We start from the raw sequence: 26,238 nt of genomic DNA on the forward strand, positions 1-26,238 counted from the left end.
GGCATGTATTATGAAAAAGTTATTTCTTCTTGTTGTTCATTTGATACTCTTAGTATACGAGATACCTATGAAGAAACCATGTAAAACAAATGAAGGCTTTTTGAAAGAAAAATGAACAAAATGTGAACAAAAGAAGTTATTTGCGGTATGCAAACAACGGAATTCCGTTCTTGGTTGGCAGTTCCACATATCCTTGTGTAAGAGGACGTACATAATCAATAAATTCGCTGCTGATATCAGAACCATCGTTTGTAATCCAGTTCAGGGGAATCGTTTTCTCCTGGTTGCAGATCAGATTCACATCGGCTGTTCCATAAGTTAATTCATAAGGAACACTCTTGTTGCGGATGAAATTAATCATCTTGCCGGTTTCGCCGGACAATGCTGTCAATACAGCGTAAATACCTGCGTTTTCGGATTCGTCCAGGTCAACTCTGGATAAGTGAGCGCAGGAACAACGCTGGCAGACATTGAGCTCGATGGAGCGAACTTTGATGCCAAGGCGTTCTTTTACAAGGTTTTCCAGGTATTTTCCAGATCCGGTCAGCATCTTGTGACCAAAGGTGTCGGTTCCGACTTCGCTGGAGTATTCACAGATGAAGGTTCTGTCCTTATCGCGGATTCCTTCGGAAATACATACGACAAGATTTGGTGTATCCTTTAGAGCGGTCTTTACTTTCTGAATAAATTCTTCCTGATCAAAAGCAACTTCCGGCAGATAAATAAGCACAGGGTTGTCACCCTCGTATTTCCGGGCAAGAATGCTGGCGGCGGCAAGCCATCCTGCATGGCGTCCCATAATCTCTACGATAGTGACCGACTGCTTATTGTCGTATACGGTAGCGTCGGTTGCGATTTCTCTTACCGTGGTGGCAACGTACTTGGCTGCACTTCCGTATCCCGGAGTATGATCCGTCTCAACCAGATCGTTGTCAATCGTTTTCGGAACACCGATAAAACGGATTGGACTTTCGATCTGTGCGGCATAACGGGAAAGCTTGCTGACAGTATCCATAGAATCATTTCCACCGATATAGAAGAAATAGCCGATTTCCTGTTCTTCAAATATGCGGAACAGCTGTGGGTAAACCGGATCACTTAAATCTTCCGGGAGTTTATAGCGACAGGAACCAAGGTAAGCGCCAGGTGTAGTGCGTATCAGTTCTAATTCATTGGTTGCGGCCAATGCGCCGATATCCATCATATGTCCATGCAGGAAACCTTCGATTCCGTTGATCATTCCGTAGACATGACCGATTTTGTCGGGATGTTTCAAACCTTCGGATACGACTCCGTAAAGACTTCCGTTAATGACAGCGGTAGGTCCGCCTGATTGTCCTACGATAATATTTTTACACATAAGAATTCCTCCTGAATATGATATCTGCTAATATGTTTAAATATAAACTATCCGAGAGAAGATTACAATTCATATTGCGGATTTTGCTTGGAAAATACCAGAAAACACGTAAAAGAGAAAAAACGCAAAAGAATCTCAAAAAATTGAGAAGGGAATCTCAGGAATAAGTTGGCAGATCAGTGGAAATGATTTATACTAAAAAGACATTCATGGAAAAAGACGATTATGGAAGAAAGGAAGGAAATCAGTGAAGTATATATCATTTGCCATTCCCTGTTATAATTCGCAAGATTATATGGAACATGCAATCGAAACGATCCTGACAGGAGGAGACGATGTAGAGATTATTATTGTAAATGATGGATCAAAGGATCATACATCAGAGATCGGGCATGCATACGCGGAAAAATATCCGGAGATTATCAAAGTAGTTGATAAAGAAAACGGAGGGCATGGGGATGCGGTGAATGCCGGTCTTGCTCACGCTACGGGAAAATATTTCAAAGTTGTGGACAGCGACGACTGGGTTGATGAGGAGGCGCTTCAAAAAATTCTGACACTTTTTCGGAGACTGGAAGAAGAGGATCAGGAAATTGATATGCTGATTTCTAACTATGTCTACGAGAAGGCAGGAGCGTCCCATAAGAAATGTGTAAATTACCGGAATGCACTTCCGCAGGATGAGATTTTTCGATGGGAGGACATCGGGCATTTCCGGCTGGATCAGTATATTTTGATGCATTCCGTGATCTATCGGACGGGACTTCTGCAGCTGATTCAGATGCGTTTGCCGAAGCACACGTTTTATGTGGATAATATTTATGTCTATTATCCGCTTCCGCACGTCCGCAGGATTTATTATTTGGATGTGGATTTTTACCGGTATTTTATCGGGCGTGATGACCAGTCGGTGAATGAGAAGAATATGATTGCCAGAGTAGATCAGCAGATCTTTGTAACGAAACTGATGATTGATATGTACCAGATGAAACAGATCAGCTGTAGGAAGCTGCGGCAGTATATGATTAACTATTTGGCGATTATGATGACCGTGTCATCGATCCTTTTGATCCGGTCAAAGAAGGAAGAAAATTTACAGAAGAAGAAAGAGCTGTGGATGTATCTTCGGAAGAAGGATTTTCGGACGTTTTTTAAGATCCGGCATGGAATCCTGGGGCAGACGATGAACATTCCAGGGCGTTCCGGGCGAAAGATTTCTTCCCTTGCATACAGTGTGGCGAGACGAATTATAGGGTTTAATTAGAAAACAGGATATCTCCAATAGACGTAGCATATTAGACGCTGGAGATATCCTGCTTTTTAACTATTTTTTAAATTCAAATTCAAAATTCACAAATTCATCGATGAAACGAAGGATATATTCTACAACTGCATCACTGACTTCTTTTCCCAGTTCTGCCGTAGCGTCCTTGGCGCTTCGGGTATAGTCAACGCCAGCGGTGTGACCAAACTCAATAATATCGCCGGTTGTTGAGACGTCTCTGGTTCGCAGATTGAGATAAACGCTGCCGCCGTCAAATTCCCCTCTGTGAAGATCCAAGAATTTAATGTTTCCGATACTTTGGTTTTCCGGAATGTGCGCCCGCTCTGTTTTGACGGTTTCCGGGGCAATATGCATCATTACGGAAGTTTCAATGATATCACCGTGTCCGATTAATCCCCATTCTGGGTTTAAATCACCGGCAAGTTCAAACCACTGAATATTGGCGGTTGGGATGTTTTTCAAACGAAGATATTGTCCTACATCATAAAGTGCATTGTTGTTACCGCCATGTCCGTTCAGAAAGAGAAAGTGCGTGAATCCGTAGGAGACAAGCTGGTCGCAGACTTCTTTGACGTATGTGGCAAGGGTAGTCTGAGAAACAGCCATGGTTCCCGGAAAATCGGCATGATATAATGCGTGACCAAATGGAACGACGGGAGCGACGAGACCTTTGTCTGTCTTTTCTCCTACTTTTCTGGCAAGATACTGTGCGATCATCCAGTCTGTGCCAACTGGAAGTGCAGGACCATGCTGCTCGGAACTTCCAACTGGAATAATCGCCAGTTTTTTTGTTTTCAATGCCTCCTGATTTTCTTCCCAGGTGTTTTCAAAAATAAAGTTTGTCATAGAGTTACTCCTTTCGTGTATATTGTTTTCGTACAACTTGGAAAACATAGCCTTTTAAATGATTATATCGTTGATTTAAAAAAGATGCTATTTTATCATTGATAAGATATCAAAAAAAAGCTATTCTAATCTTGCAAGAAAGATAAGGTTGAAAAAACAGAGGACAAAGAGGTGGGCAGATGAAAGTATGTCCGAATTGTAACATGGAATTACCGGATGAAGCACATTTTTGTCCGAGGTGCATGTTTCAATACGAAAAACAGGAAATACAGGAAATACAGATAAAGAACAGCCATAAAAAAGCGATTTTATTATGGGTGTTTGGAAGTATCTTAATGATTGGAATGTTGAGTATCATTTTCCTGGCAAAGATTAAAATACAAAATCTAGTGAACAAGAACTATTTAGAGGAATCTGATATTCAAAATATCATTAGCGAAAATTTTAGAACAGATGAGAATATTATCTACGATTCGGAAGTGGAAAATGATTTAAAAGATGCGCTTGGAAGTGGTTTTGCTGATATGAAGTTAACATTAGGCGAAGAAACGGATGAGATATATCACGAAAATGGAATGACGATCCATACGTTTGGAATGCTGACCGTTGCAGTAAATCAAGAAGAAGTTATACAAGATCTTTTGATTGATTATACAGCGGGAGACAATAAAAAAGAATATGGTATCTACGGGATTGATGGGACATCTGATGTCAATAGCGTAAAAACGATATTAGGGACACCGGATCAGGAATACGGAAACGAATTCTGCTATCATTTCGACAGAGAGTTCAGTCCGGGATTGAATATTACGTTTTCTGATGACGGTATGGTGGAAACGCTGGAGTATTACTATGTGCAGTAATTATAGGGTATCTTCATTCTCTGTATAAAGCAATTCATTGATCTGATAAATGGAAAACTGATGATTTTTGCCCCAGATAAGCAGACTGTCACGCTTCTGTTTCGGGTATAAAGGGGCAAACCCTGCATATTTTAAAAGCGCCTGCGTCTCGTCGAGAGAAAGGTTCATTCCAAAGGAAATGGAAATCAGTTTGTCACGGGAAGGCATGCGTTTTCCTGAAAAAATCTGATATCCATAGATTTCGTTGAGCTCTGAGTTTTTAATTACGGTAGATTTTTTCAAAGCTTTCTCATCTAATAGTTGGTTCAAATAGTCGGAAATAGTAGAATCAATCAGATAATCCTGAGCCTTGTTGATGTATTCAGAGGCAGAGGAACATTGATTTAATGCATCCATTAGTTCGTTCGTTGGTTTTTTGATCATCGATATCACCTCGGAGAGAGTATATCATGGAGAAATCGGGTTTGCAATGGGAGAAAGTTATGTATCAGTGGTTAGTAGAAAATTTGAAAGCATATTATACTTTTGTAAAAGTATTAAAGAAAAAAGAGTGTGGAGAAGTGCTTTTATATAAACATAAGCAGTCGGGAAATTATGTGGTAGTTAAGAAATTAAAAGGGATTTATCCTGCGTATGAAAGGCTGCTTGGAGTGAAGCAAAGACATCTCCCCTTCATTTATGAAGTATGTTGTAATGAGAACGAAACGATGATTCTGGAAGAATTTATACCGGGAATTACGCTTGCAGAACAATTGGAGCGAACAACGTTCCCGGAAAGATATGTCCGGGAAATCATAAGTCAGGTGTACGATGGGTTGTATGCGCTGCATTTGAATCAAATTGTTCACAGAGACATCAAACCGGAAAATGTCATAGTTATGAAAAACAGAGAAGTGAAGATTATTGATTTTGATGCTGCGAAAATTTATAAAATGTATTCGCAAAAAGATACGAGAACGGTGGGGACAATCGGTTATGCCGCGCCGGAACAGTACGGAGAGGCTCAGTCGGATGCAAGAACGGATATTTACGGACTAGGAATTATGATGAACGTCATGCTGACAGGAAAACACCCTGTGAATGAAATGGCAGCAGGAAAAATGGGAAACATTATAGAAAAATGCATTATGGTAAACCCGAATAAGCGTTATAAAAATGTAATGGAAGTGAAGGCAAAATTAAATAAATTGCATTACTAAGCAGTGTGCATAGTACAAAATAACTGCCTGTCATTATACTAATGACAGGCAGTTATTTCTGCTATTTGGGTGAATGAGAACGTGGGTAAGGTTTCTTTTCATCCGTGAGACCGGAAAGGTAGTCCATGCTTGTGTCAAGGGCAAGGGCTATCTTCCGGCATTGTTCAAAGGTATAGTAGCGTTTGCCATTCTCAATCTTGGAGTAATCGCTTTGGTCTATACCGGTTAAATGCTGCATCTTGATTTGCGTGTAGCCGCGTTCTTTGCGCAAATCTTTTAAGCGTGACAATAGGCATCGCACCTCCTTTTTATGGAGTTTTGAAATATAATTAAATTATGTCACGACGACCTATTGACTATTAGGGTGTAATCGACCTAAAATATAATAAGAATGAGAGAGATACGAAGGAGGAAGGAAAATGTTTTGTGGTAATTGTGGAGAAGCATTGGATGATCAGGCAAAGTTTTGTACTCGCTGTGGAATGCAGATAGGTGCACCCAATGTAGGGTTAGGGTATCAAAATCAGAATATGCAAATGCAAAATGAAGGAATGCGGGTAATTAATGAATTGTACAGGAAGGAAAAGATCGGACTTTATATCTGGGTTGCGGTTATTTGCTATCAATTACTGATAGGATTTGTCTGGTACTCGGCATGGGGATTTGCTTTGTGGAATACTTTTGCATGTTATCAGTCATATAAATTTTGTCAGCAGATCATTCGGTATCCGGTAGGAATATACAAGCATTACGAAGAGGCATTGACAACGGATATTATTTTTATCGGGTTAAATCTTGTGTTAGGTGGAGTCCTTGGTGCGGTAATAGGAATCTATGATCTGTATATCAGACAATATGCTATGGCTAATAGAAATGTATTGTTATATGTAGAAAATAGTGTTGTTCAGTAAGGGAGGGGGGAGAAAAGTTTATGTTTTGTAGAAATTGTGGAAAAGAAATGAATGAGACACAAAAGTTCTGTCCTTATTGCGGACAGAAGGCAGGAGAAGAAACCGCTTATTCATCACCGAATGGCTATCCGCAAACGGCGGCTGTTGCAAATCAAAGGAAAAGTAAAACGGGGCTCATAGTAGGAATTGTAGCAGCCGTAATTGTACTTATTGTTGTGATCGGAATATTTATTGCCGGAAATTCGGAGAAAGAAACGTTGAGTTTTAATCTGAGTGTAGTAAATGATACAGGAGTTGATATTTATGCTCTTTATGCTTCGTAGCCAGAAGTAGACGATTGGGAAGAAGATATACTTGCAGATGAAGTGCTTTGCGATGGAGATACAATCGATGTAGAGTTTACCGTTACAGAAGATACCCTTGACTGGGATTTTGCTATCGAAGATATAGAGGGAAATATTATAGAATTTTATGGATTAAGTTTTGAAGATTGTTCGATAGATGGGGCTACTTTAATCCTGGAATATGATGGGGAAGAAGGATACGCAACATTATATTAAAAATGAAAAAAATAGTAGAAAGAAATAGGAGGAAAGAAACATGGCAAGATTTTGTAGTAATTGCGGGAGAGCTTTACAAGAAGGAGAGGTGTGTAATTGCAGGCAGGTAAATATGGGAACTGGACAGGCAACTGGACAGGCGAATGGACAGCAGAATAATCCTAATATGGGTTATTATCAACCATACACACCAAAGAAGGCAGGGATTCCTAAATTGCTTGTTCCAATTGGCCAGACGGTTACAGGCGGTGTTTTGATATTATTTGGATTAATAACAGGGGGCTGGGATTGGTCCTATATCTCTTATGTTACAGGTGCAGGCTTTTTATTGACTGGAATATGTGGAATTATTGAAGAAAGAAAAAGTAGGAAATAGATATGAAGTACTGTGAAGAATGCGGAGCAAAATTACAAGATAATGAGAACTTTTGTTCGGAATGTGGAGCAAAATGCAGTGAAAATCTTATTGTGGATGATAAGGGAGAAGTAGAAAGTAATAAGGGAGAAGTAGAAAGTAATAACGGTGGCAAAAAAAGGAAGAGGTCATTGGTAATTATTATTGTAGTTGCAGTAGTGGCTGCAATAAGTGCGCTGGGATATTTTGCTATTTATCCCAAAGTTATGGACTATCTTCAAGACAAAGAAGATCAAAAAGCGGCGCAGAAAGTTATTCATTTGATTGATTCATTGGATGAAAAGAAAATCACAGCAGATTCTGAAAAAGATTTAGATCATATTAAGACAGAATATGATGCTTTAAGTAAAAAACAGAAAAAGCTGGTTGATAACTATGATGATTTGAAAGATGCCTATAAGCGATTGGACGAAGTACAGGATCAAAAAGCGGCAGACAGCATAGTGACAGCAATTGATGAAATTGATAAGGATAGTCTTACTGCTAGTGATACATCTGTACAAGCTGTCAGGGATAAATATAATGAGCTATCTGAAGCACAAAAGAAATTGGTAACGAATATCAATACGTTGGAAGAGTATGAGCAGCTGGTACAGACGAAAAAAGCAGAAGAGGAAGCGAAGAAAGCAAAAGAACAAGAAACACAGGCACAGAAAGTAAAAGTCCTTGAAACATTTGAAAACTTAAAGTTTTATGAGGGCGTATGGGGAGATTTTGGTGCGCATGTAAATCAATATCAAGGTATGGTAGAGAGTGCAATTAAAAATTCGATTTCTCTTTCTAATTATTTTGGAGACGTGAATAATGTATATATGGTATTAGAATTGCGAGTGATGAATGATGATGTTTTAGCAAATGGGCTAACAGCTTATAATCAAATATATACGATTTATTTTGAAGGACCGAGTGTGACCGGAACGGGAGGAGCAAGACATTTAGAGTGCACAGTAAGCAGTCCAAATGGAACGAGTCTGGCATATAATGAGATTTCGTATTATTAATTGGAGTTAATGGGCGATAAGAAGTTTGATAATTGTTTTTTTGAAAAGGATAAAAAGAGATTTCTTGTGTGAGATCTCTTTTTTTTTGCGACTTATTGGGGAACCATACTTGTATAAACAATAGTTCGTGCTATAATATATATAATAAACAGACGGATTATATAGAGAAAAATGTCAAATGGCATCGTAGTATGTAGGGGAACTTGGCAGATGGAATCTCTATGGGATGAGTTTAGCGTCGAAATATAAGTAATTAGAAAGATTTAATTTTCAAAAAAACTTGAGGATATAAGGAGGAAGGAATGTGAAAAAGAAAAATGCGTGGCTCCGATGGATAGCATGGGGGCTTATACTTGTTATGGGTATAAGTGGTATTGGGACAACGGTTTTAACAGCAGCAGAGCCTTCTGCGGAAGAAAGAGAAATGTTGAAAGAAACCGATGGAGCTGCTGAGAGCGCAGAGATGTTTGCAGAAGGTGAAGGAACGACAGAGGACGGAATGATGCCGGAAGGAGAATCCCCTTTAGGGGAAGAACAACCGTCGGAAGAAGTTCCACCTTCAGTAGAACCAGCTGCCCCGGAAGGATCACAGACACCGGAGGGAGAAGGTCAGGCGGAAGAAGGATTACCATCAGATAGCGAAGGCTTAACAGACAGTGAAGTGCCGTCAGAGCAGCAGAATGCAAAGATGGATTCCCCGCAGAATGCAGCGAATGTAACACCGGAGACTTATGAAGAGAAACAGGATTACAATCTTGACTTCTATATTATTTATGAAGGAAAGAAGCTTAAGCTTCAAACAAATGGAATTTCCGGTGTTAAGACGTGGACGCAAGGAAGAAAGACATATCATGGAATTTCTTTGGATGATCTTATGTCAGTATATGGAGAGTTTGGATTTGCCAAAGGAAGTGATGGTCAATATCCAAATGCGTCTAAGAAGTTTGTGTCTGCCAATAGATGGAAAAACGGAATAGAATATGGAACTGTTTATGAGGATCCGGATTCTGGAAAAACATATGTTTCCTATAATGATGGGGTGGATAAGAAGAGTGTCCCTGTAGATATTTATTATCTTCCGGAGGGAAAGGGAGCATACCTAACACTAGCGTCGGCCGTAAAAAGAGATAACTCCTTTTATTCTGTAGAGGTAAAGGGGGAAGGACAGGATCAGATTCATTATGCACTGTATCAAACAACATTTGAACAGTCAGTATCTAATTATAATCCGACCATTCCGGAACAGACGGATCAGATTGAATGGACCTGTGTCGGAAGCGATGATGTGGATGTAGATGGAACGTTAGAGGCAGAAAATAAAACGAAGTTTGTGTTGAATAAGATTGAGCGGTCTTATGTGATTCAAAGAGCGGACAAGACTGCGTTTGACATTCAGTTTTATATATATGTGGACAATGAGATTCGGCAGCTGCCAAGTGATTCCTTGAAAGAGGTGTATCAGTGGAATAATAATGGTGAGTGCTATGTTTCCGTAGATGATCTGGCAGAGATTTATAAAGAATATGGAATGAAAGCGACGGATACACAATATGGAAAATATTTCCCATATACGGTGCGCGGTGGAAAGACATTGGCACATGCTGGAATGAAGACTTGCAAAGGAAAGCAATATGTATCCTATACCTTGACGAATCAGAGTAGTACGGTACCAACAGACATTTATTATATGCCAAAGGGAGCGGAAAAATCTGAGAAGGTTCCGGAAGATGTGGTAGATGGAGATGGAACGGTTACCTCATCGGTTGCAGATCAGTTAAAATCCAATAAACACAGCTTTTATTCGATGACGGTATTGCAGCTGGATGGTTCTCAGACAGTTACTTATCATAAGAAAGGGGATAATGTTACCGTTTCGGTTGACCCTGGAGAGTCAAAGGCGGATGAATGGCTTTGCGCTAGTGAAGACGGGAAAAAGACGATACCGGCAGTGGAGAATGCGCAGGAACAAAAATTAGAATTTACAGTTCAACAGATCGAACAGCCATATACGATTGCATGCAATACCTTTGCTCCAGAGACATTAAATATTAAGTTCTATACATTTGTAGATTATGAGAGATATAACGTCGTTCAAAAAGATATTCCTGTGCTGAAAGATACAGAGACGGATAAAGGAACTACTTACTATTATATTTCTAATAAAGTATTACAGGAAGAATTGGAAAAATTCCATTATGATGGATCTATCTTAAACGGAAAGAGTGAGAGATTTTATTATTCCAAGAGAGATTATGATACGATTCACAATGCGGGGAAATATACGCAAAACAATCTGGACTGTATCTATATAGGAAAAACAGGACAGCCAATGGATGTGTATTATCTCCCGGATGGTCAGAATGCACCGATTCTGAATGTAAAGACACTGATGGAATATCACGATAATCGGTATAATGGCTTTTACAGTGTAACAGTGCAGGATGAGAAGGGACAGGTTTATAGCCCTACAGCATTAGAGAATCTCCCGGCGATTGACTTTGTGGCGAGAAAATCAACGCTGACAAGAACGGTAAGTACAGAGCCGCTTGCAGAAGGAGAAACGAAAGATGTGAACTGGGAATGCCGAAAGGAAGATGGATCACCTTCTGGTATTACTGGAGTAAAGGATGAAGCAAATAGAGAAATGAGTTTTACCATTTCAGGAGATGCTGCGGTAAGACCTTATGTGATTGTTCCGGATAATACGGCAAAACCAGCAGAAGAAAAAGAGGCCAATATTAGTTTCTATGTGTTTATCGATGGGGACTATCGGCTTGTGAAAAACATCAATGCGACTCAGTATTACATAACAGAAGAAAACAGTGGGCGAAGCAGTCGGTATTATCTAAGAGCAGGAGAGGATGATACGATCTCCCAGATCTATAAAGAGTTTGGCTTCAAACCGGAAAAACTGGAGCCGGGATCGGATAGAAAAGAAAAGATCTTATTTGGATATGCGACGGACAGCCGGGTATTTGTACAACATCCTTATAAAGATAAAGATGGAACATGGTATATTCCTGTTTTGAAAAATGGGAATGATGTGTCGGTGTATTACTTCTCAAATCCTAACCCGTTGAATCCAGACAGAATTGAAAACTATTTTGACCGTTTGACGGGTCTGTCAGCCCAGATTGGTGTTGCCGGGCGCAAGTTTGATGAGGAGGGAAGTTTCCACCTTGTAGAAGTAATTGATCCAATGGATTTGACAGAAGGTAAAGCAGTTTTAAGACAGTATGTGCCTCATGGAGATGACTATAAAGTAGAAGTACCTAAGAAGGCGACGAAGGAAGGGGAGTATCAGGGAAAAGATATTGTCTGGAGTTGTACGTCGAATGACAGAGATGCGCCGGATATTTATCCACAGTCATCGGGAGCAGATATATTAGCCTTTCATATGTCAAAGATCGGTTCTTCTTATCAGATTGTCGCAGATAAGCCGCAGGAGCCGGGCACAGTGAGGATTGTCTATGATACGACCCGGTATATGAAGAAGATGCCGAAAGAAGCGAAGATGACGCCACAGGTTCAGAATAAGACAAGATTTATTGAAGATATTCCTGTAGATGAAGTTTCAAACTATAAGATAAAATCACCATATCCGCTGACCTATGACCATGAGGATAATAATAGTAAAGAGCTGGAGCAGTATGAATTTGATCATTGGGATTATAAGAATGCATCTGGTCGTTGGAAGGAGTGCGATGCCGAGATTAATATTTCGGATATTTATAAGGATACGCAGCGGCCGATTGTGTTTTATGCATCCTGGAGTCGGGTAAGTGATATAAGCCGTAGGCAGGTACAGTTTTATATTTGTAAATCGGCAATGCCAGAAGATGGATCGATTCCGCTGCCGTCAGTGAATGAACAGGATTACACAAGTGCAGTTGCCGTAGCAAACTGCAATGTGAAGGCAAGCCGTGTAAAAGATGTGCCGGTACTGGGGAATAAGAATCCAAGTTCGTGGGATCAGTATGCGGAAGGCCATAAGAGTGTAATGAAACTTTTGCAGGGAACAAAGGCGGACGAAGGCTATAAAGGAGATGAAGATTACGTATACAAATTGGATCGAATTCCTTCGGACGAAGAAGTGTTCCAGACGATACGTGAAAGTGGACGAAAGATCCGTATCGGACAAAAGGAGATTCCTTCTTCTCAGCTAGATACAGAATTTTTTACGATTTATTGGTATTCTTTCAAGGGTGTAGCGGCAGACGGCTGGCATATTGATGGACGAATTGTAGCTAAAAATGGTTATCTTACAGTAAAGAAAGACTTTGTTGGAGCTCCGGAAGTTATAGAAGAGATCAAACAGAATTATTATATGAGTATCGATGAGGATGCAACCTTCTCGGATGGGACACCTCAGCCACCGGCATTTCATCAGCATATGAAGCTGGTACTTCCAACAGAGGAAGGTCAGCAGCCGGCAGCGGATAATGCACCAGAACAGATAGTAGGAACGTGGGATGACGAAACGCATACAAGCTGTACTTGGATTGTGAAAGCAGATCCATTCTGGAAGTACACGTTAAAAGAGTATAATTATCAGCCGTCTCAACCGAACGTACAATTTTCGGGGTGGTATAACGTTCATAATTCCCATGAAGCGGGAGAAAATGTAAATACTTGGGAATTATATCCGGAAAGCGGAATTAAATTTACAGGACGTGGATTGGGACGTGGCGGGGAATCGCTTACCATTGAACTGGAAAATCGTTATCAAGAACCGGGGGTTCTTACCCTAAATAAATTTGATGCTATTACAGGACAAGGAATGGAAGAGATTACATTTGATGTCATGGTAGACGGGAATAAAAAAGATTCGGTTACCACAGATAAAAATGGTATTGCAGAACTCCCTGTTTTGCTGCAGGATGACTCGGGCAATAATCGTGTAGCTACGGAGACTTATCTGTTGAGGGAAACGAATGTGCCGGTTGGCTATATTGATCCGGGAGACATTGAAATCAAGGTTGATATTAAAGACGGGGCGTTCCAAATCGTATCTGCAAAGTTGGTTGACAGAAAGGCGGAAGGCTCACAAGACGGAGTTGCGGCACCTGAAGATGGAAAAATTGATGGGAAAGAAGTATTGACACTTCGAGGAGCAACGAGTCTAAATATCCGAAATTTCCCAAAAAGCAGCAGTCTGCATATTAAAAAGACATGGGAAAACAGAAATGATGCACTGACTGAAAAACAGGTAAAGGTACGTTTGTACAGAGATGGGGTATCCACAGGTCAGGACTTTATCCTGGATGAGGAGAATGGATGGCAGTGTACAATTGATAAAGTACCATTGTTTGTGGATCAGAAACCGGTACAGTATAAGATAGAAGAGATTGAAATCGGTAAAACCCATTATTCGCCGGAATTTGGTGATGGATTCCTATACTACGAAGTGGTTTATCCGGAAATCGTATACAAGGATAAAAGTGATCAGCTTGTAAACCCGACAAATGAGCAGGAATTCAAAACAATTGAGAAGATCGAGTTGGAAGTTCAGAATCTGCATTTTAATATGGCAGAGCGGAGCATCTTAAAGACGGATGATCTTCCAAGAAAACGTTTGGAAGGTGCGAAGTTCATGTTGTATGAGGTGCCGTATAAAGATGGTACTTCAGAATATGTAGATGATAAAGCTTATACTGTAGAATACCAGAAGGGCCAGACCAATGATAAAGTGACCCTGAAAAAGGATGGGGTGGAGTGTACACCAATCCAAGATACGGAATTTAAGACGGATCAGAAGGGTATGCTTCATATACCGGATCATGTTGCAAATGGCAGATATTGGATGGTAGAGTCTTCTACCCCATACAAGGGAGATATTAGTAAAACACAATACAAGGATAACCTGGCTTTGTATATGGTGGATGTAGAAGATGAGATTCTCTTCTTATATGAGAGAGATCCGAAGACACAGGAATGGAAACCACTTACGGATAGACATATCGTCAATCATCCGCAAAAGGGTGGAGTTACGGTTCGCATTAAAAAAGAAGTAACCGGTCCTTTTGGTGAAAGAAATAAGCCGTTCAAGATGAAGATAGCATATCAGGAAGATGGTATGCAGATGAACAAACAAATAAACGCTTCTCTTAAGGATGGCGATATGGTTACGATAGAACATGTAGCGCTTGGTTCTGTTCTGAAAGTGACAGAAACGGTAGACACTGTCAAATATGATGTGTCAATTTCAAGGAAAAATCAAAATGGAGATTCTTTGCAGAAAGTTGACGCAGAAGAAAATGACAATGAAGCTGTTATGGAGTATTCGATTAATGGAACACCGGGAGATGTGATTGAACTCGAGATCACAAATAAAAATCAAGAGGATGCAACACTAAATACAGGTATTGATTTAGATCAGAAGCTGTATGTAGGAATGTTGATCATCATAAGTATTATGTCCGCCCTGTTTTTCTGGGGAAGGAAGAAGAGAGTTATTAGAGAATAACGAAAGAGGAGGGAGTGCGATAGATTCAAAACAAAAATCAAGAGAAGATCGGAACAGACAGCAGGAAAATAGGATTGCACTGTACTTAGAACGGTTAAGGTTCAAAAGAAGACTTTTTGGTGTAGATGAAGCAGATGTCTGGAAGAAAATACAAGAGTTAAATCAGATGTATGAGGAGGCGCTTGTGTGGGAGAGAAAAAGATACGATCTTCTCTTACAGGAACGAACCGGAAAGTGTGAGGAAGTTTCAGAAAAATGAAAAAGAAGCATCAAGGTTCAAAAGTAACAGCGGAAGAGGTCATTAAGTCTCGCAGAAATAAGATTCTTGACCGCAGAGGCTGGGGAGAATTGGGAGTAAGGCTGGCAGGATTAATACTTGTATTTTATATCCTGTTTTCTAAAGTGTTTATTGTCTGCCAGCTTAACGGAAATGCGATGTTTCCGTCCTTGAAAGATGGGGATCTCGTTTTTGGATTTCGGTTGGAGAACGAAATCCAAAAAGACGATCTGATCCTGTATGAGATGGACAGAGAAATCTGTGTGTCTAGGGTAGTAGCAAAAGAAACAGATTATGTGGATATGGATGAAGAGGGAAAACTGTATGTAAATGGTGCAGTACAATCAGGAGAGATTCTGTACCCTACAGAACCAAAAGAGCTTTTAAAATATCCATATCATGTACCAGAAGGGTATATCTTTGTTCTTGGAGACTACCGTACAAAAGCTTCTGACAGCAGGGACTTTGGTCCGCTGCCAGAGGAAGCAATAAAGGGCAAGGTGATTACCAGTGTCCGACGCAGAGGGTTTTAACTTTGCAGAATCTATTAACATATGATAAAAGGAGAAGAAATATGAAAAAGAAATTATCACTTATACTGGCAGTTGTTCTGTCATTTTGTATGAGCATACCGGTTTTGGCAGCGCCAACGAATTATCCGACAGACGGAAGTGACGCAGGAAGAACATCGGAGTTTGTAATTGAGAAGAAGTATGTGAAAAATGATGGTACAACATCAGTAGACAGATTCCCAGATGAAATCTTGAAATTTACAACGACCTGTACAGCAGCGCCAATGGATCCAGCTACTGCACCAGCATTAAGCGTAGCAGATTTGCAGGTTACAAATGTTACAAATAATATTACGGTGACTGTGCCGGCTTATACGGTACCGGGAAAATATAATTATGAAATCAAAGAGCTGTCCCCGGCTGAATATGCACCAGGTTCAAAGGATACAGCTGGCGTGGTATATGACAAAGCGTCTGGATTTATCCAGGTTGTTGTAAAATATGATGGCGGTAGTCTGAAAAAGTACGTGACGGTTGCTGCAAACGGTGACTTTGTAGGGGCAGAAACAGATACGAGCAATGACGCAACTAAAAAAGCAGATTTTAAAAATAAGTACCTGTTAGACGGAGAGGTTGATCCTGATCTTCCAGGGCCACAAGAGCCAGATCCGAACCCGGTTCCAACTCCGCAACCAGAAGATCCGGATCCGGTAAAACCAGTTCCAGATTCAGAGAAGCCGGTAGAAAAAGCAAAATTTAAGATTATGAAGCAGGCAAGAGGACCATTAGCAGGAAAGGAACAATTTGAGGTGCACGTAACGTTGCAGTCAGAGAAGCCGGTTCGCAGTGATATTATCTGCAATGATGGAGAAGAGCATGTGATTTCTAAAGTGGGAAGTGCTAATTCCAGTTGGACAGGAACTGACGCAACTGGATATACAGCAGCGGTAACACTCCAGATTAAAGACGATGAAGTCGTTGAGTTTAAGGGGATTCCAGCAGGGGTCAAATATAAGGTGCAAGAGGATCCGAAGCATATTGGACAGCTGACGGAATCAAATATCAATGATACGACAACAGGATATACGGTAGCTTATTATGGCGGAGGAACAAAAGTAGAGAATCCAACTGTTGATAAGCCGGCTGATAAAGACTATGGAAGAACCCTTTTTGCATCTGGTACTGTTGGATCTGATACGAATAATAATATTGTTATCAGCAACAGCAAGGGTGCAAATATTGAAGACAGCGATATGGTAAAGCCAAACACAGGAATTAATCTTGAAACTCTTCCTTATGTAGTAATTCTTGGTCTTGTTATTATCGGAGCAGGAATGATGTTCGTAAAAAGTCGTAGAAGAAGAGAGGAATAATAGAGGTATATAAGGGGAATCCTCCGGTGATTTGCGGGGGATTCTCTGCAAAAAGAAAGGCAGACAACGAAAGGAAGCAAAATAGTGGGACATAAAATTTCCGGATATATACAACGTTTCCTGAACTTTATTATCAGTTTTGTGCTGATTCTTATTTTTATTATTGCGGCCGCTTATGCGTTATTTGTGTTGAATGATAACCGTAGAATTTATTCGGCTGCAGAAAATGTTCAGGAGGATATGCTGAAACTGAAACCGGATGAAGAAAAGCCGGATTTCTCAAAGCTGTGTTCCATTAATCCAGATGTCTGTGCATGGCTTACTATGGATGGGACCCATATTGATTATCCGGTTTTGCAGGGAGAAACCAATCTTACATATATCAATCGAGATATATATGGACAGTTTGCTCTTGCGGGAAGCATTTTTCTAGACTGTCAGAATGCAAAAGATTTTACAGATTCTTATAATCTTTTGTATGGCCATCACATGGATGGGGGAAATATGTTTGGAGATTTAGACTTATATAAAAAGTCGGAATTTTTTGAGAAACATGATACAGGCACCCTGCTTTTGCCGAATAAAGTATATGATCTGAAGGTGGCGGCTGTATTGATAACCGGAGTTTCAGATGAGAGGATATTCCAACTTCAAAACTGGCCTCCAAAATGGAAAGATGGTCAATTGGATTATATCCGAAGTCAAGCTCTTTTTGTTAGAGACGATGTGTTGAATGCATTGGAAAAATGCGAGCATCCACAGCTTATATCTTTAACTACCTGTACATCGGAATTCACGGATGCAAGGACTGTGGTTCTGGCACAGATGATACCGGTGGAGGATAAAGACAGGAAGGAGTAATATGTGAAAAAGCTAAATAAAACTCTGTTTTCTATTTTACTCATGTTGTTATTATTCAGTAAAGATACACTGCAGACTTTTGCGATGGAAACAAGCTTTCAACTTCCTGTTGAAACAGTCTTGGAAGGAGATAGGCCTTTGCGTCAGGAAACTTTTGTGATTCAGATGCAAGCATTGACGGACGATGCACCTATGCCGGAACAGACGGAGAACCAAAAAGTCACAATAGAGATTCAGGGTCAGGGGAAAAAGGCATTTCCTCCTATTACCTTTAAACAGCCAGGTGTTTACAAGTACGAAGTCAGACAACAGCCAGGAAATCAAGAATATTATACCTACGATACTTGTGTGTATAATGTGACAGTATATTGTACTGCAGATTCTGCGCAAGGCTTGGAAACGACGGTTGTAGCTTTGGAGCAGGGGAAAGAGGAAGTGAAAAAAGATGCAGTTCGTTTTGTTAATCGATATGAATTGCCGAAAGTTCCTACAGAACAGAATACTCTGGTAAAAACTGGAGATAAAGCGTTGCTGAGTACCTTGTTATGGATCTTACTAGCTAGTGGGTTTATGATTCTGTTTTTGGTCGTGAAAAAACAGAGGGATAAAAGGGAAATAGAAGAATAATTTTGGAAAAATCAAAGCAGATCTTTAAGATTTCACTTTTCTGATAGGGAGAAGTGAAATCTTTTTTTTGTCAATTGGGGACGGAGTAAAATGAAACTTTACTCCGTCCCCAATTGACATTTTAATGAAAGACGAATGGTTGAGATAAATAACCGCATGAATACTAAGAAAGTTTCGTATCATTTATAAATGCAGAGTGAAATGGAGAAGCGGTAAGTTAAAATGGAAAGTCAAAAAAGAGAGAATCTTTTAAACCTTGCATTAGACGCAACAGAAGAAGAAAGAGAGCGTTCGATCGAATTAGATGTGGGATTTGCAAAAGAAGAAAAGGAGTGGACGTTAATTATCAAATATTCAGGGGATCTGCAGGAGATACGAAAGATTGCGAGTCGGGTAACACCGCTGATGGGAGGATATGCGGTGATCGTCATAAATGAAGACAGAATCAATACCTTGACGGAGTTTCCGCAAATTGAATATATCGAAAAGCCGAAAAGACTTTTCTTTGAAGTGGCGGAGGGAAAACGGGTATCTTGTATTAATCCTGTTCAAAGACAGCCTCTTTCATTGACAGGAGCAAAGATTTTTGTGGCGATTTTAGATTCTGGCATTGATTATGAGCGGGAGGACTTCAGAAATCCAGATGGAACTACGCGGATTCGTGCGCTTTGGGATCAAAGTCTCCAAAATGGTGTGGATGGAATTGCGCCAAAAGGATTTGAAGTGGGTGTGGAATACAATCAGGAAGACATTAACAAAGCGCTTCAAGCGGGAACGAGTGAAGAGAGAAAGCAGATCGTGAAGTCGCAGGATTTCTCCGGGCATGGGACAGCGGTGGCAGGTGTGGCTGCTGGAAGCGGGAGCAAAGACTTTGGACAATATCGAGGCGTGGCTCCGGAAAGCGAACTTCTTGTGGTGAAACTAGGGACACCGGATCGGGAGGGGTTTCCAAGAACGACAGAGCTAATGATGGGGCTTGATTATGTTATGAGAAAGGCGTTGGAATATCGATGGCCGGTAGCGATTAATCTAAGTTTTGGAAATACATACGGTTCGCATGAACAGTATAAATAAGGGAAAATATGTTTGGCAGGATCATATATTTGATACAAAAACCTATTGACAAGGTAGGCAATTGGTAATATAATGCAAAAAATAAAACCTATTAACCTGGTAGGTAATAAGGAGGTTGTTATGGGATTCTTTTTTGAAAAGCTTGTGAGAGAAAACTTTCGTTTTGGACGAATGCAGCGATGTTAGCAGCGATGAACAAAGATCACGAAAACTAATACACGAAAGAAATGAAAGGAAAGATATTATGTCAAAATATAGATTTGAAACGCTTCAGCTTCACGTTGGCCAGGAAACGCCGGATCCGGTCACAGATGCACGCGCAGTACCGATTTATGCGACAACTTCTTATGTTTTTCACGACTGCTCTCATGCGGCGGCACGTTTTGGACTTACGGATGCCGGAAATATTTATGGTCGCTTGACAAACTCTACGCAGGAGGTTTTGGAAAAGCGCACTGCGGCTCTGGAAGGCGGAACCGCAGCTTTGGCACTTGCTTCCGGCGCGGCTGCGATTGCATATACACTGCAGGCGCTCGGACAAAACGGCGGACATATTGTCGCGCAGAAAACAATTTACGGTGGCAGCTATAATCTGATGGCACACACGCTTCCGGGGTTTGGGATCACAGCCTCCTTTGTCAATATTCATAATCTTGATGAAGTGGAAGCGGCGATTCAGGACAATACGAGAGCGATTTATATAGAAACGCTGGGCAATCCAAACAGTGATATTCCGGATATCGACGCCTTAGCGGCCCTCGCTCACAGATACGGTCTTCCGCTTGTTGTAGATAATACCTTTGGTACACCTTATTTCGTTCGTCCGATCGAGCATGGAGCCGATATTGTCGTGCATTCTGCTACAAAGTTCCTTGGAGGCCATGGTACTACGCTGGGAGGACTCATCGTAGACGGCGGTACGTTTGACTGGGCTGCTTCAGGAAAGTATCCGTCTATTGCGGCGCCGAATCCCAGCTATCACGGTGTCTCCTTTGTGGATGCGGCAGGTCCGGCAGCTTTCGTTACGTATATCCGCGCCATTTTGCTTCGCGATACGGGAGCGGCGATTTCTCCCTTTGCAGCGTTTTTATTGCTGCAGGGTATTGAGACACTGTCGCTTCGTCTGGAGCGCCATGCCGAAAATACGAAGAAGGCTGTCGAATTTTTAAATAGCCATCCGCTTGTGGAAAAGGTGAATCATCCGTCCCTTTTGGATCATCCGGATCATGCTCTTTATCAGAAATATTTCCCGAATGGCGGCGCTTCCATTTTTACATTCGATATAAAAGGAGGGCAGGAAGCGGCGTATCAATTCATTGATCACTTGCAGATCTTTTCTCTTCTTGCGAATGTGGCGGATGTGAAAAGCCTTGTGATCCATCCGGCAACTACAACACACAGCCAGCTTTCAGCAAAAGAACTGGAAGAGCAGGAGATTAAGCCCAATACTATCCGGCTTTCGATCGGAACAGAACATATGGAAGATATTATTGATGATTTACAGCGTGGTTTTGATGCAGTAAAATAAAGAAAGGAGCGTTTGGATATGGCAAACATTTATACTTCGGCAGAACAGCTAATTGGAAATACACCGCTTCTGGAACTGACCAGAATAGAAAAAGAATATCATCTGCAGGCAAAAATTCTGGCAAAGTTGGAATACTTCAATCCGGCCGGTTCGGTGAAGGACCGTGTGGCGAAGGCGATTCTAGACGATGCAGAGCGTGCAGGCAGGCTCAAAGACGATTCTGTCATTATTGAGCCGACTTCCGGGAATACTGGCATTGGCCTTGCGTCTGTTGCGGCAGCGAGAGGATACCGTACGATCCTTGTCATGCCGGAGACGATGTCCGTAGAGAGACGCCAGCTTATGAAGGCATACGGAGCGGAGTTGGTGCTTAGCGACGGGGCAAAAGGCATGAAGGGAGCGATCGCAAAGGCGCAGGAGCTGGCAAAGGAAATCCCGAACAGTTTTATTCCGGGGCAGTTCACGAATTCTTCGAATCCAAAAGCGCATAGAGAAGGCACCGGTCCTGAAATATATAGAGATACGGATGGCGTGATTGATATTTTCGTTGCGGGAGTAGGTACAGGAGGAACTGTGACCGGCGTAGGAGAATATCTGAAAGAGCAGAAGCCGGATATTCAGATCGTGGCAGTCGAGCCGGCAGCATCAGCGGTGCTTTCGTCCGGTATCGGCGGCTCGCATAAGATACAGGGGATTGGAGCCGGATTTGTTCCGGATGTCTTAAATACGTCCATTTATGATGAAATTATAACGGTGGAAAATGAAGATGCGTTTGCGGTCGGAAAACTTGTCGGCCACAGAGAAGGAGTGCTTGTAGGCATTTCTTCCGGCGCGGCCTTATGGGCGGCGCTAAAGCTTGCAAAGAGAGAGGAAAACAAAGGAAAAACCATTGTTGTATTGTTGCCGGATACGGGAGAACGATATTTGTCAACGCCTCTTTTTGCGGAATAAAAAACAAAGAAACGAGGAAACAAAGGAATGATGATCTCAACAAGAGGAAGGTATGCATTGCGCGTACTGCTTGAACTTGCAGAAAACCAGAAAGAAGGTTACATTGCGATGAAGCAAGTGGCGATGCGGCAGGAGCTGTCTCTGAAATATATCGAACAAATCATGCCGGTGCTCTCTAAGAACCATTATGTGGAAGGTGTTCAAGGGAAAGGCGGCGGATACCGTCTGGTAAAAGCGCCGGAAGAGTATCGGGTTGGAGATATTCTGAGACTGACCGAGGGCAATCTTGCTCCGGTAGCCTGTCTGGAATGCGATGCCAAAATGTGCAGGCGCGCAAATACCTGCAAAACACTGCCGATGTGGAAGGAGTTTCATCAGATGGTTCTAGATTATTTTGACAATATTACACTGTTGGATCTGTTGAACCAGGAGGAATTTCGCCGCTTTTAAGTTGATTTATCTTAAGCGTTTTATAATAAAAACCGTTACAGGAAAGAAAGTGAGGCAGAAGCTTATACAAATGGAAAAGTTTGTGTAAGCTTTTTTATTATTTTGAAAGTGGTACAAGCCTTTCGGCATAGGATGTAGAGAAGATGACGGACATGCGGAGGCACATAACATGTACACAGCATTAAACGCTACAGACAGAGGAAGCCTGGAGACAGAAAAGGAAATACGCAAAGAGGGAATAAGCTATGAATATTCAGGATATCAGATTCGGGTGCATTTTAATGGGCAAAAGACATTTCAGCAGTGCATTCAGAATCTGGCAGAACGAAAAATTTCAGGCTGATTTCCTCATATTTTTATTGCAGGGTTTGAAAGACCGTGTGAAGGGCAGCATGATGAAAAGAGGGAGTGCATGTATCAGGCCGGGATTTATTGCAGAGTTTCGATGGAAGAGAAAAAGAAAGAGAGTGAATACAGCAACAGTATTCACTCACAGATTCAGATGGCAAGGGATTATATTGCAGAGTGGGACGATATGGAAGAGAAAAAAGTATATGCAGATGACGGGATTTCCGGAAGTGACTTTGAGAGGACCGAATTTCGGAGGATGCTGGCAGATATTGAGCTTGGCATGATCAATACGGTAATTTTTAAGGATGTATCACGACTTGGAAGAGAGCATATTGGCACCAACTATTATTTAGGAAAATATTTCCCGGAAAAACAGATTCGAGTCATTTCAATTTTGGATCATTACGATTCAGAAGTAGGAATTTACAATGAGATGTTGGAAATTAAGACCGTGCTGGATGATATGTATCTGAGAGATACATCCAGAAAGATAAGGATGGCTATTCAGACAAAAAGAAGTATGGGGGAATATACGTCAGATCAGCCGCCGTTTGGTTATGTGAAAAGCAAAAATATCCATAACCATCTGGAAGAGGATCCTTATGCAGCGGCGGTTGTCAGAAGAATTTACCGAATGTATCTGAATGGTTGGGGGTGTAAGAGGATTTGCAGGATCTTGAACGATGATGGAATTTTCTGTCCTGCAAGGTATAAAAAAGAGATTTTAAAAGTCGATTATGTATGGGATACGGGAAAAGGGCTGTGGACATCGTCGGCCGTGAGTGGAATTTTAAAGAATCCGGTCTATACAGGGGCGGTTGCGATTCGGAAACACGAAAGACCATCTTATAAGCTGAAATACAAAAAGGCAATCCCGCTGGAGAAAATGGAACTGATTGCAGACGCACATGAGGCAATCATTTCCAAAGAAGATTTTGATACAGTTCAGAAAGTAAGAAAGGATCGCCGCGTGTCTTATTTTGATAAAAACAGGGAACCGCATAAATATGCGGGGCGGCTCTTTTGTGGAAAATGTAAAACAGCTATGCGCAAACGTTATCTGGCATCCAAAAACGACTTTGACGGGTATCTTTGCGGTTACCATCAAAAAGCAGGAAAGAATTATTGTGAATTAAATCATGTTACATTTGAAAAACTGGATAAACTGGTGGTGTTTGCAATCAATCAGCAGATGAAACAAAGGAGAAGCGATATGAAAAAATTGCAGGTACTGTTTGCACACAAACAGCTAGATCAGGATAGCAGGATTACCAGATTGGAGGAAAAAATCGAAAGAAATCTAGAATATCAGAAATGTGCGCATGAGCGATTTATGGATGAAGTACTTTCTAAAGAAGAATATCTGGAATTAAAACAGACGTATAAAAAAGAAAATAAGAGGTATCAGAAAGAACTGTTGGAATTGTGGCAGGAGGAGCAAAGAAGGCAGGCGGATTTGGATGAGACGAGAATATGGTTGGAACAGTTTGGGAATGGGATAATAACGGTGAAACATCTGACCAGAGAGGTGCTGATGGAATTGGTTGATGAAATTTACGTCTATCCGGATCAGAAACTGGATATATACTTCAATTTTTCAGCAGAGGTCGAAGCATATGGTACTGAAACCGTAAGAATCGGTTGCGCCAATAGAGCGTGTGTCAGAGAAACGAATGGAGAAAGGTAAGGTGATCGGATGTATCAGATGGCGGCATATTGTCGTCTGTCAAAAGAGGATGGCGAAAATAAAGTCAGTGAGAGTATTGAAAATCAGATGAAACTGATCCGTGAGTATGTGTGTAAGTCAGAGGATTTGAAAATCGCAGATATTTATATTGATGATGGTTATTCGGGGCTTTATTTTACGAATAGACCGGAATTTCAGCGGATGATGGAGGATATTTACAAAGGGAAAATTCAGGGAGTCATTACGAAAGATATTTCCCGACTTGGGCGTGAACATATTGAAACCAGTAATTATATAGAGCGTGTTTTTCCATCGCTGGGTGTGCGTTATGTAGCAATTTTGGATGGTGTGGATTCTGTTCAACACAGTAATGAAGAACTGGCACAGTTCAAGACTTTGTTTAATGATATGTACAGTCGTGATATATCTAAGAAAATCAGAGGTGCATTGACTGCACAGAAAAAACGGGGGCAGTTCGTGTCTGGGTTTGCTCCATATGGATATGTGAAAGATCCGGAAGATAAGCATCATTTTCTTATAGATGAAGAAGCGGCTAAGGTGGTAAGGAGAATTTTTTATATGAGTCTGGAAGGATATTCCAGAGATGGTATTGCAAAGAAATTGAATCAGGAAGGGATTCTGACACCCTCTGAGTATAAGAGAAAGATACAGGGGTTGAAATATATCAATGCATTAGAAAAAACAAGTGCAAAGGGCTGGGCATATCCTACAATCAATGTGATTTTACGAAACAGGGTTTACACAGGTGCTATGGTACAACATAAATCAGAAAAGATATCCTATAAAGTGGAAAAGTATCATTATATTCCAGAGGAACAGCAATATATCGTGGAAGGAATGCACGAAGCAATTATCAGTAAGGATACGTTTGAACAGGTGCAGGAACTTATGAAGAAAAGAACACGTACACCTGGGTTCCTTAGTGAAGTAAGAAAGGTAAATCCATATGCAGGAATTATTGTCTGCGGAGATTGCGGATACAATTTTCAGCGAGTTACTTGTCGGGACGGTTATGAGTGTGGAACTTATCATAAAAAGGGAAACACAGTTTGTTATTCTCATTTTATAAAAAAAGAAGTATTGGATTCCATCGTAAAAAATGAAGTCCAAAGACAAGCGGAACTGGCGCTGAAAGGAAGGGATAAGGATGAAATATTAAAAGCAGCAGATAGAAGGAAGGATGTGCAGAGGCGATGTGTAGAAGCGGACCAGCAGATTGAACGGCTGCAAAAAGAACTTGCTGCTATTCAGAAGTATAAAAAGAAAACTTATGAAAATTATGTGGATGATGTTCTGGATAAAGAAGAATATCTCTCTTATAAGACAGACTATGAAAAGAAGGACAAAGAAGTCAGAACGAAGATTCAGCTGGCAGAGCAGGAGAAAGAGAGTTTTGGTGAGGCAGAGGAATTATATGAGAACTGGATCGAAAAGTTTATCAAGTATGGAACATTATCTGAAGTGACAAGAGAAATTGTGACAGAGTTGATAGAAAAGATTGTTGTGAATGGAGATAAGAGCGTTGATATCATATTTAAGTATCAGTCACCTTATCTTGTAGAGAAAAATGCAGTGTAAAGACTGCAAATTTTTTTACCATAACTTTCCCCTAGTTATAAC

Annotated in this window: 24 protein-coding genes; 20 read left to right on the plus strand and 4 right to left on the minus strand. The window is 41.0% G+C overall.

Annotation, left to right across the window (positions count from 1 at the left end; all coding sequences use genetic code 11):
* Nucleotides 1-136: 136 nt before the first annotated feature.
* Complete coding sequence (locus tag C0979_RS09225) at nucleotides 137-1,360, minus strand: 6-phosphofructokinase (protein ID WP_101695704.1); 1,224 nt, start codon at nucleotides 1,358-1,360, stop codon at nucleotides 137-139.
* 247 nt (nucleotides 1,361-1,607) lie between these two features.
* On the opposite strand from C0979_RS09225, the gene C0979_RS09230 reads away from it, so the two are divergent.
* The gene (locus C0979_RS09230) at nucleotides 1,608-2,624 is read left to right on the plus strand and encodes a glycosyltransferase family 2 protein (protein ID WP_101695705.1); all 1,017 of its coding nucleotides are present in this window, start codon (nucleotides 1,608-1,610) and stop codon (nucleotides 2,622-2,624) included.
* A 60-nt stretch (nucleotides 2,625-2,684) separates the two neighbouring features.
* Here C0979_RS09230 and C0979_RS09235 read toward each other — a convergent pair whose 3' ends face one another.
* Nucleotides 2,685-3,491, minus strand: coding sequence for a creatininase family protein (locus tag C0979_RS09235; protein WP_159459872.1), 807 nt, complete (start codon nucleotides 3,489-3,491; stop codon nucleotides 2,685-2,687).
* A gap of 179 nt (nucleotides 3,492-3,670) precedes the next feature.
* On the opposite strand from C0979_RS09235, the gene C0979_RS09240 reads away from it, so the two are divergent.
* Nucleotides 3,671-4,354, plus strand: a complete 684-nt coding sequence (locus C0979_RS09240; protein WP_101695707.1) for a zinc ribbon domain-containing protein — start codon at nucleotides 3,671-3,673, stop codon at nucleotides 4,352-4,354.
* Here C0979_RS09240 and C0979_RS09245 read toward each other — a convergent pair whose 3' ends face one another.
* A complete protein-coding gene (locus C0979_RS09245) occupies nucleotides 4,355-4,777 on the minus strand; it encodes a hypothetical protein (protein WP_101695708.1) in 423 nt (140 codons plus the stop codon).
* A gap of 59 nt (nucleotides 4,778-4,836) precedes the next feature.
* On the opposite strand from C0979_RS09245, the gene C0979_RS09250 reads away from it, so the two are divergent.
* A complete protein-coding gene (locus C0979_RS09250) occupies nucleotides 4,837-5,553 on the plus strand; it encodes a serine/threonine-protein kinase (RefSeq protein ID WP_159459873.1) in 717 nt (238 codons plus the stop codon).
* Between the two features lie 61 nt (nucleotides 5,554-5,614).
* Here the strand turns inward: C0979_RS09250 and C0979_RS09255 are convergent, their stop codons facing one another.
* Nucleotides 5,615-5,842, minus strand: coding sequence for a helix-turn-helix domain-containing protein (locus C0979_RS09255; protein WP_101695710.1), 228 nt, complete (start codon nucleotides 5,840-5,842; stop codon nucleotides 5,615-5,617).
* 130 nt (nucleotides 5,843-5,972) lie between these two features.
* On the opposite strand from C0979_RS09255, the gene C0979_RS09260 reads away from it, so the two are divergent.
* The 17 genes from C0979_RS09260 to C0979_RS09335 all read left to right on the plus strand — a co-directional run bounded on the left by C0979_RS09260 (nucleotide 5,973) and on the right by C0979_RS09335 (nucleotide 26,196).
* Nucleotides 5,973-6,464: a zinc-ribbon domain-containing protein gene (locus C0979_RS09260; protein ID WP_101695711.1), complete on the plus strand. Its 492-nt coding sequence runs from the start codon at nucleotides 5,973-5,975 to the stop codon at nucleotides 6,462-6,464.
* Nucleotides 6,465-6,484: 20 nt separating this feature from the next.
* Nucleotides 6,485-6,787: a zinc-ribbon domain-containing protein gene (locus C0979_RS12135; RefSeq protein ID WP_101695712.1), complete on the plus strand. Its 303-nt coding sequence runs from the start codon at nucleotides 6,485-6,487 to the stop codon at nucleotides 6,785-6,787.
* A 42-nt stretch (nucleotides 6,788-6,829) separates the two neighbouring features.
* A complete protein-coding gene (locus C0979_RS12140) occupies nucleotides 6,830-7,024 on the plus strand; it encodes a hypothetical protein (protein ID WP_101695713.1) in 195 nt (64 codons plus the stop codon).
* Between the two features lie 40 nt (nucleotides 7,025-7,064).
* Entirely contained in the window at nucleotides 7,065-7,400 is a 336-nt protein-coding gene (locus tag C0979_RS09275; protein ID WP_101695714.1) for a hypothetical protein, read from the plus strand.
* A gap of 2 nt (nucleotides 7,401-7,402) precedes the next feature.
* Entirely contained in the window at nucleotides 7,403-8,440 is a 1,038-nt protein-coding gene (locus tag C0979_RS09280; RefSeq protein WP_101695715.1) for a zinc ribbon domain-containing protein, read from the plus strand.
* Between the two features lie 304 nt (nucleotides 8,441-8,744).
* Nucleotides 8,745-14,906, plus strand: coding sequence for a SpaA isopeptide-forming pilin-related protein (locus C0979_RS09285; RefSeq protein ID WP_242962680.1), 6,162 nt, complete (start codon nucleotides 8,745-8,747; stop codon nucleotides 14,904-14,906).
* A 255-nt stretch (nucleotides 14,907-15,161) separates the two neighbouring features.
* Nucleotides 15,162-15,716 carry a signal peptidase I gene (gene lepB / locus C0979_RS09290; protein WP_101695716.1) on the plus strand — a complete coding sequence of 185 codons (555 nt, stop codon included), beginning with the start codon at nucleotides 15,162-15,164 and terminating at the stop codon, nucleotides 15,714-15,716.
* 41 nt (nucleotides 15,717-15,757) lie between these two features.
* Nucleotides 15,758-17,068 (plus strand): DUF7601 domain-containing protein, encoded by a 1,311-nt coding sequence (locus tag C0979_RS09295; protein ID WP_101695717.1) that lies wholly within the window; start codon nucleotides 15,758-15,760, stop codon nucleotides 17,066-17,068.
* 84 nt (nucleotides 17,069-17,152) lie between these two features.
* Nucleotides 17,153-17,929 carry a class B sortase gene (gene srtB / locus C0979_RS09300; protein ID WP_242962681.1) on the plus strand — a complete coding sequence of 259 codons (777 nt, stop codon included), beginning with the start codon at nucleotides 17,153-17,155 and terminating at the stop codon, nucleotides 17,927-17,929.
* A gap of 3 nt (nucleotides 17,930-17,932) precedes the next feature.
* Nucleotides 17,933-18,556 (plus strand): streptococcal pilin isopeptide linkage domain-containing protein, encoded by a 624-nt coding sequence (locus C0979_RS09305; RefSeq protein WP_101695719.1) that lies wholly within the window; start codon nucleotides 17,933-17,935, stop codon nucleotides 18,554-18,556.
* 222 nt (nucleotides 18,557-18,778) lie between these two features.
* On the plus strand, nucleotides 18,779-19,630 hold the full coding sequence (locus tag C0979_RS09310; protein ID WP_101695720.1) for a S8 family serine peptidase: 852 nt from the start codon (nucleotides 18,779-18,781) through the stop codon (nucleotides 19,628-19,630).
* A 244-nt stretch (nucleotides 19,631-19,874) separates the two neighbouring features.
* On the plus strand, nucleotides 19,875-21,158 hold the full coding sequence (locus C0979_RS09315; protein ID WP_173814754.1) for an O-acetylhomoserine aminocarboxypropyltransferase/cysteine synthase family protein: 1,284 nt from the start codon (nucleotides 19,875-19,877) through the stop codon (nucleotides 21,156-21,158).
* 18 nt (nucleotides 21,159-21,176) lie between these two features.
* The gene (cysK, locus tag C0979_RS09320; protein WP_101695721.1) at nucleotides 21,177-22,109 is read left to right on the plus strand and encodes a cysteine synthase A; all 933 of its coding nucleotides are present in this window, start codon (nucleotides 21,177-21,179) and stop codon (nucleotides 22,107-22,109) included.
* A gap of 27 nt (nucleotides 22,110-22,136) precedes the next feature.
* On the plus strand, nucleotides 22,137-22,559 hold the full coding sequence (locus tag C0979_RS09325) for an RrF2 family transcriptional regulator (RefSeq protein ID WP_101695722.1): 423 nt from the start codon (nucleotides 22,137-22,139) through the stop codon (nucleotides 22,557-22,559).
* A gap of 169 nt (nucleotides 22,560-22,728) precedes the next feature.
* Complete coding sequence (locus C0979_RS12020) at nucleotides 22,729-22,902, plus strand: hypothetical protein (RefSeq protein ID WP_173814752.1); 174 nt, start codon at nucleotides 22,729-22,731, stop codon at nucleotides 22,900-22,902.
* 69 nt (nucleotides 22,903-22,971) lie between these two features.
* Nucleotides 22,972-24,597 (plus strand): recombinase family protein, encoded by a 1,626-nt coding sequence (locus tag C0979_RS09330; RefSeq protein ID WP_101695723.1) that lies wholly within the window; start codon nucleotides 22,972-22,974, stop codon nucleotides 24,595-24,597.
* A gap of 9 nt (nucleotides 24,598-24,606) precedes the next feature.
* Nucleotides 24,607-26,196: a recombinase family protein gene (locus tag C0979_RS09335; protein WP_101695724.1), complete on the plus strand. Its 1,590-nt coding sequence runs from the start codon at nucleotides 24,607-24,609 to the stop codon at nucleotides 26,194-26,196.
* The last annotated feature ends 42 nt before the right edge of the window (nucleotides 26,197-26,238 follow it).

It is taken from the genome of Dorea phocaeensis, assembly GCF_900240315.1.
Taxonomy (GTDB): Bacteria; Bacillota; Clostridia; order Lachnospirales; family Lachnospiraceae; genus Dorea_B; species Dorea_B phocaeensis.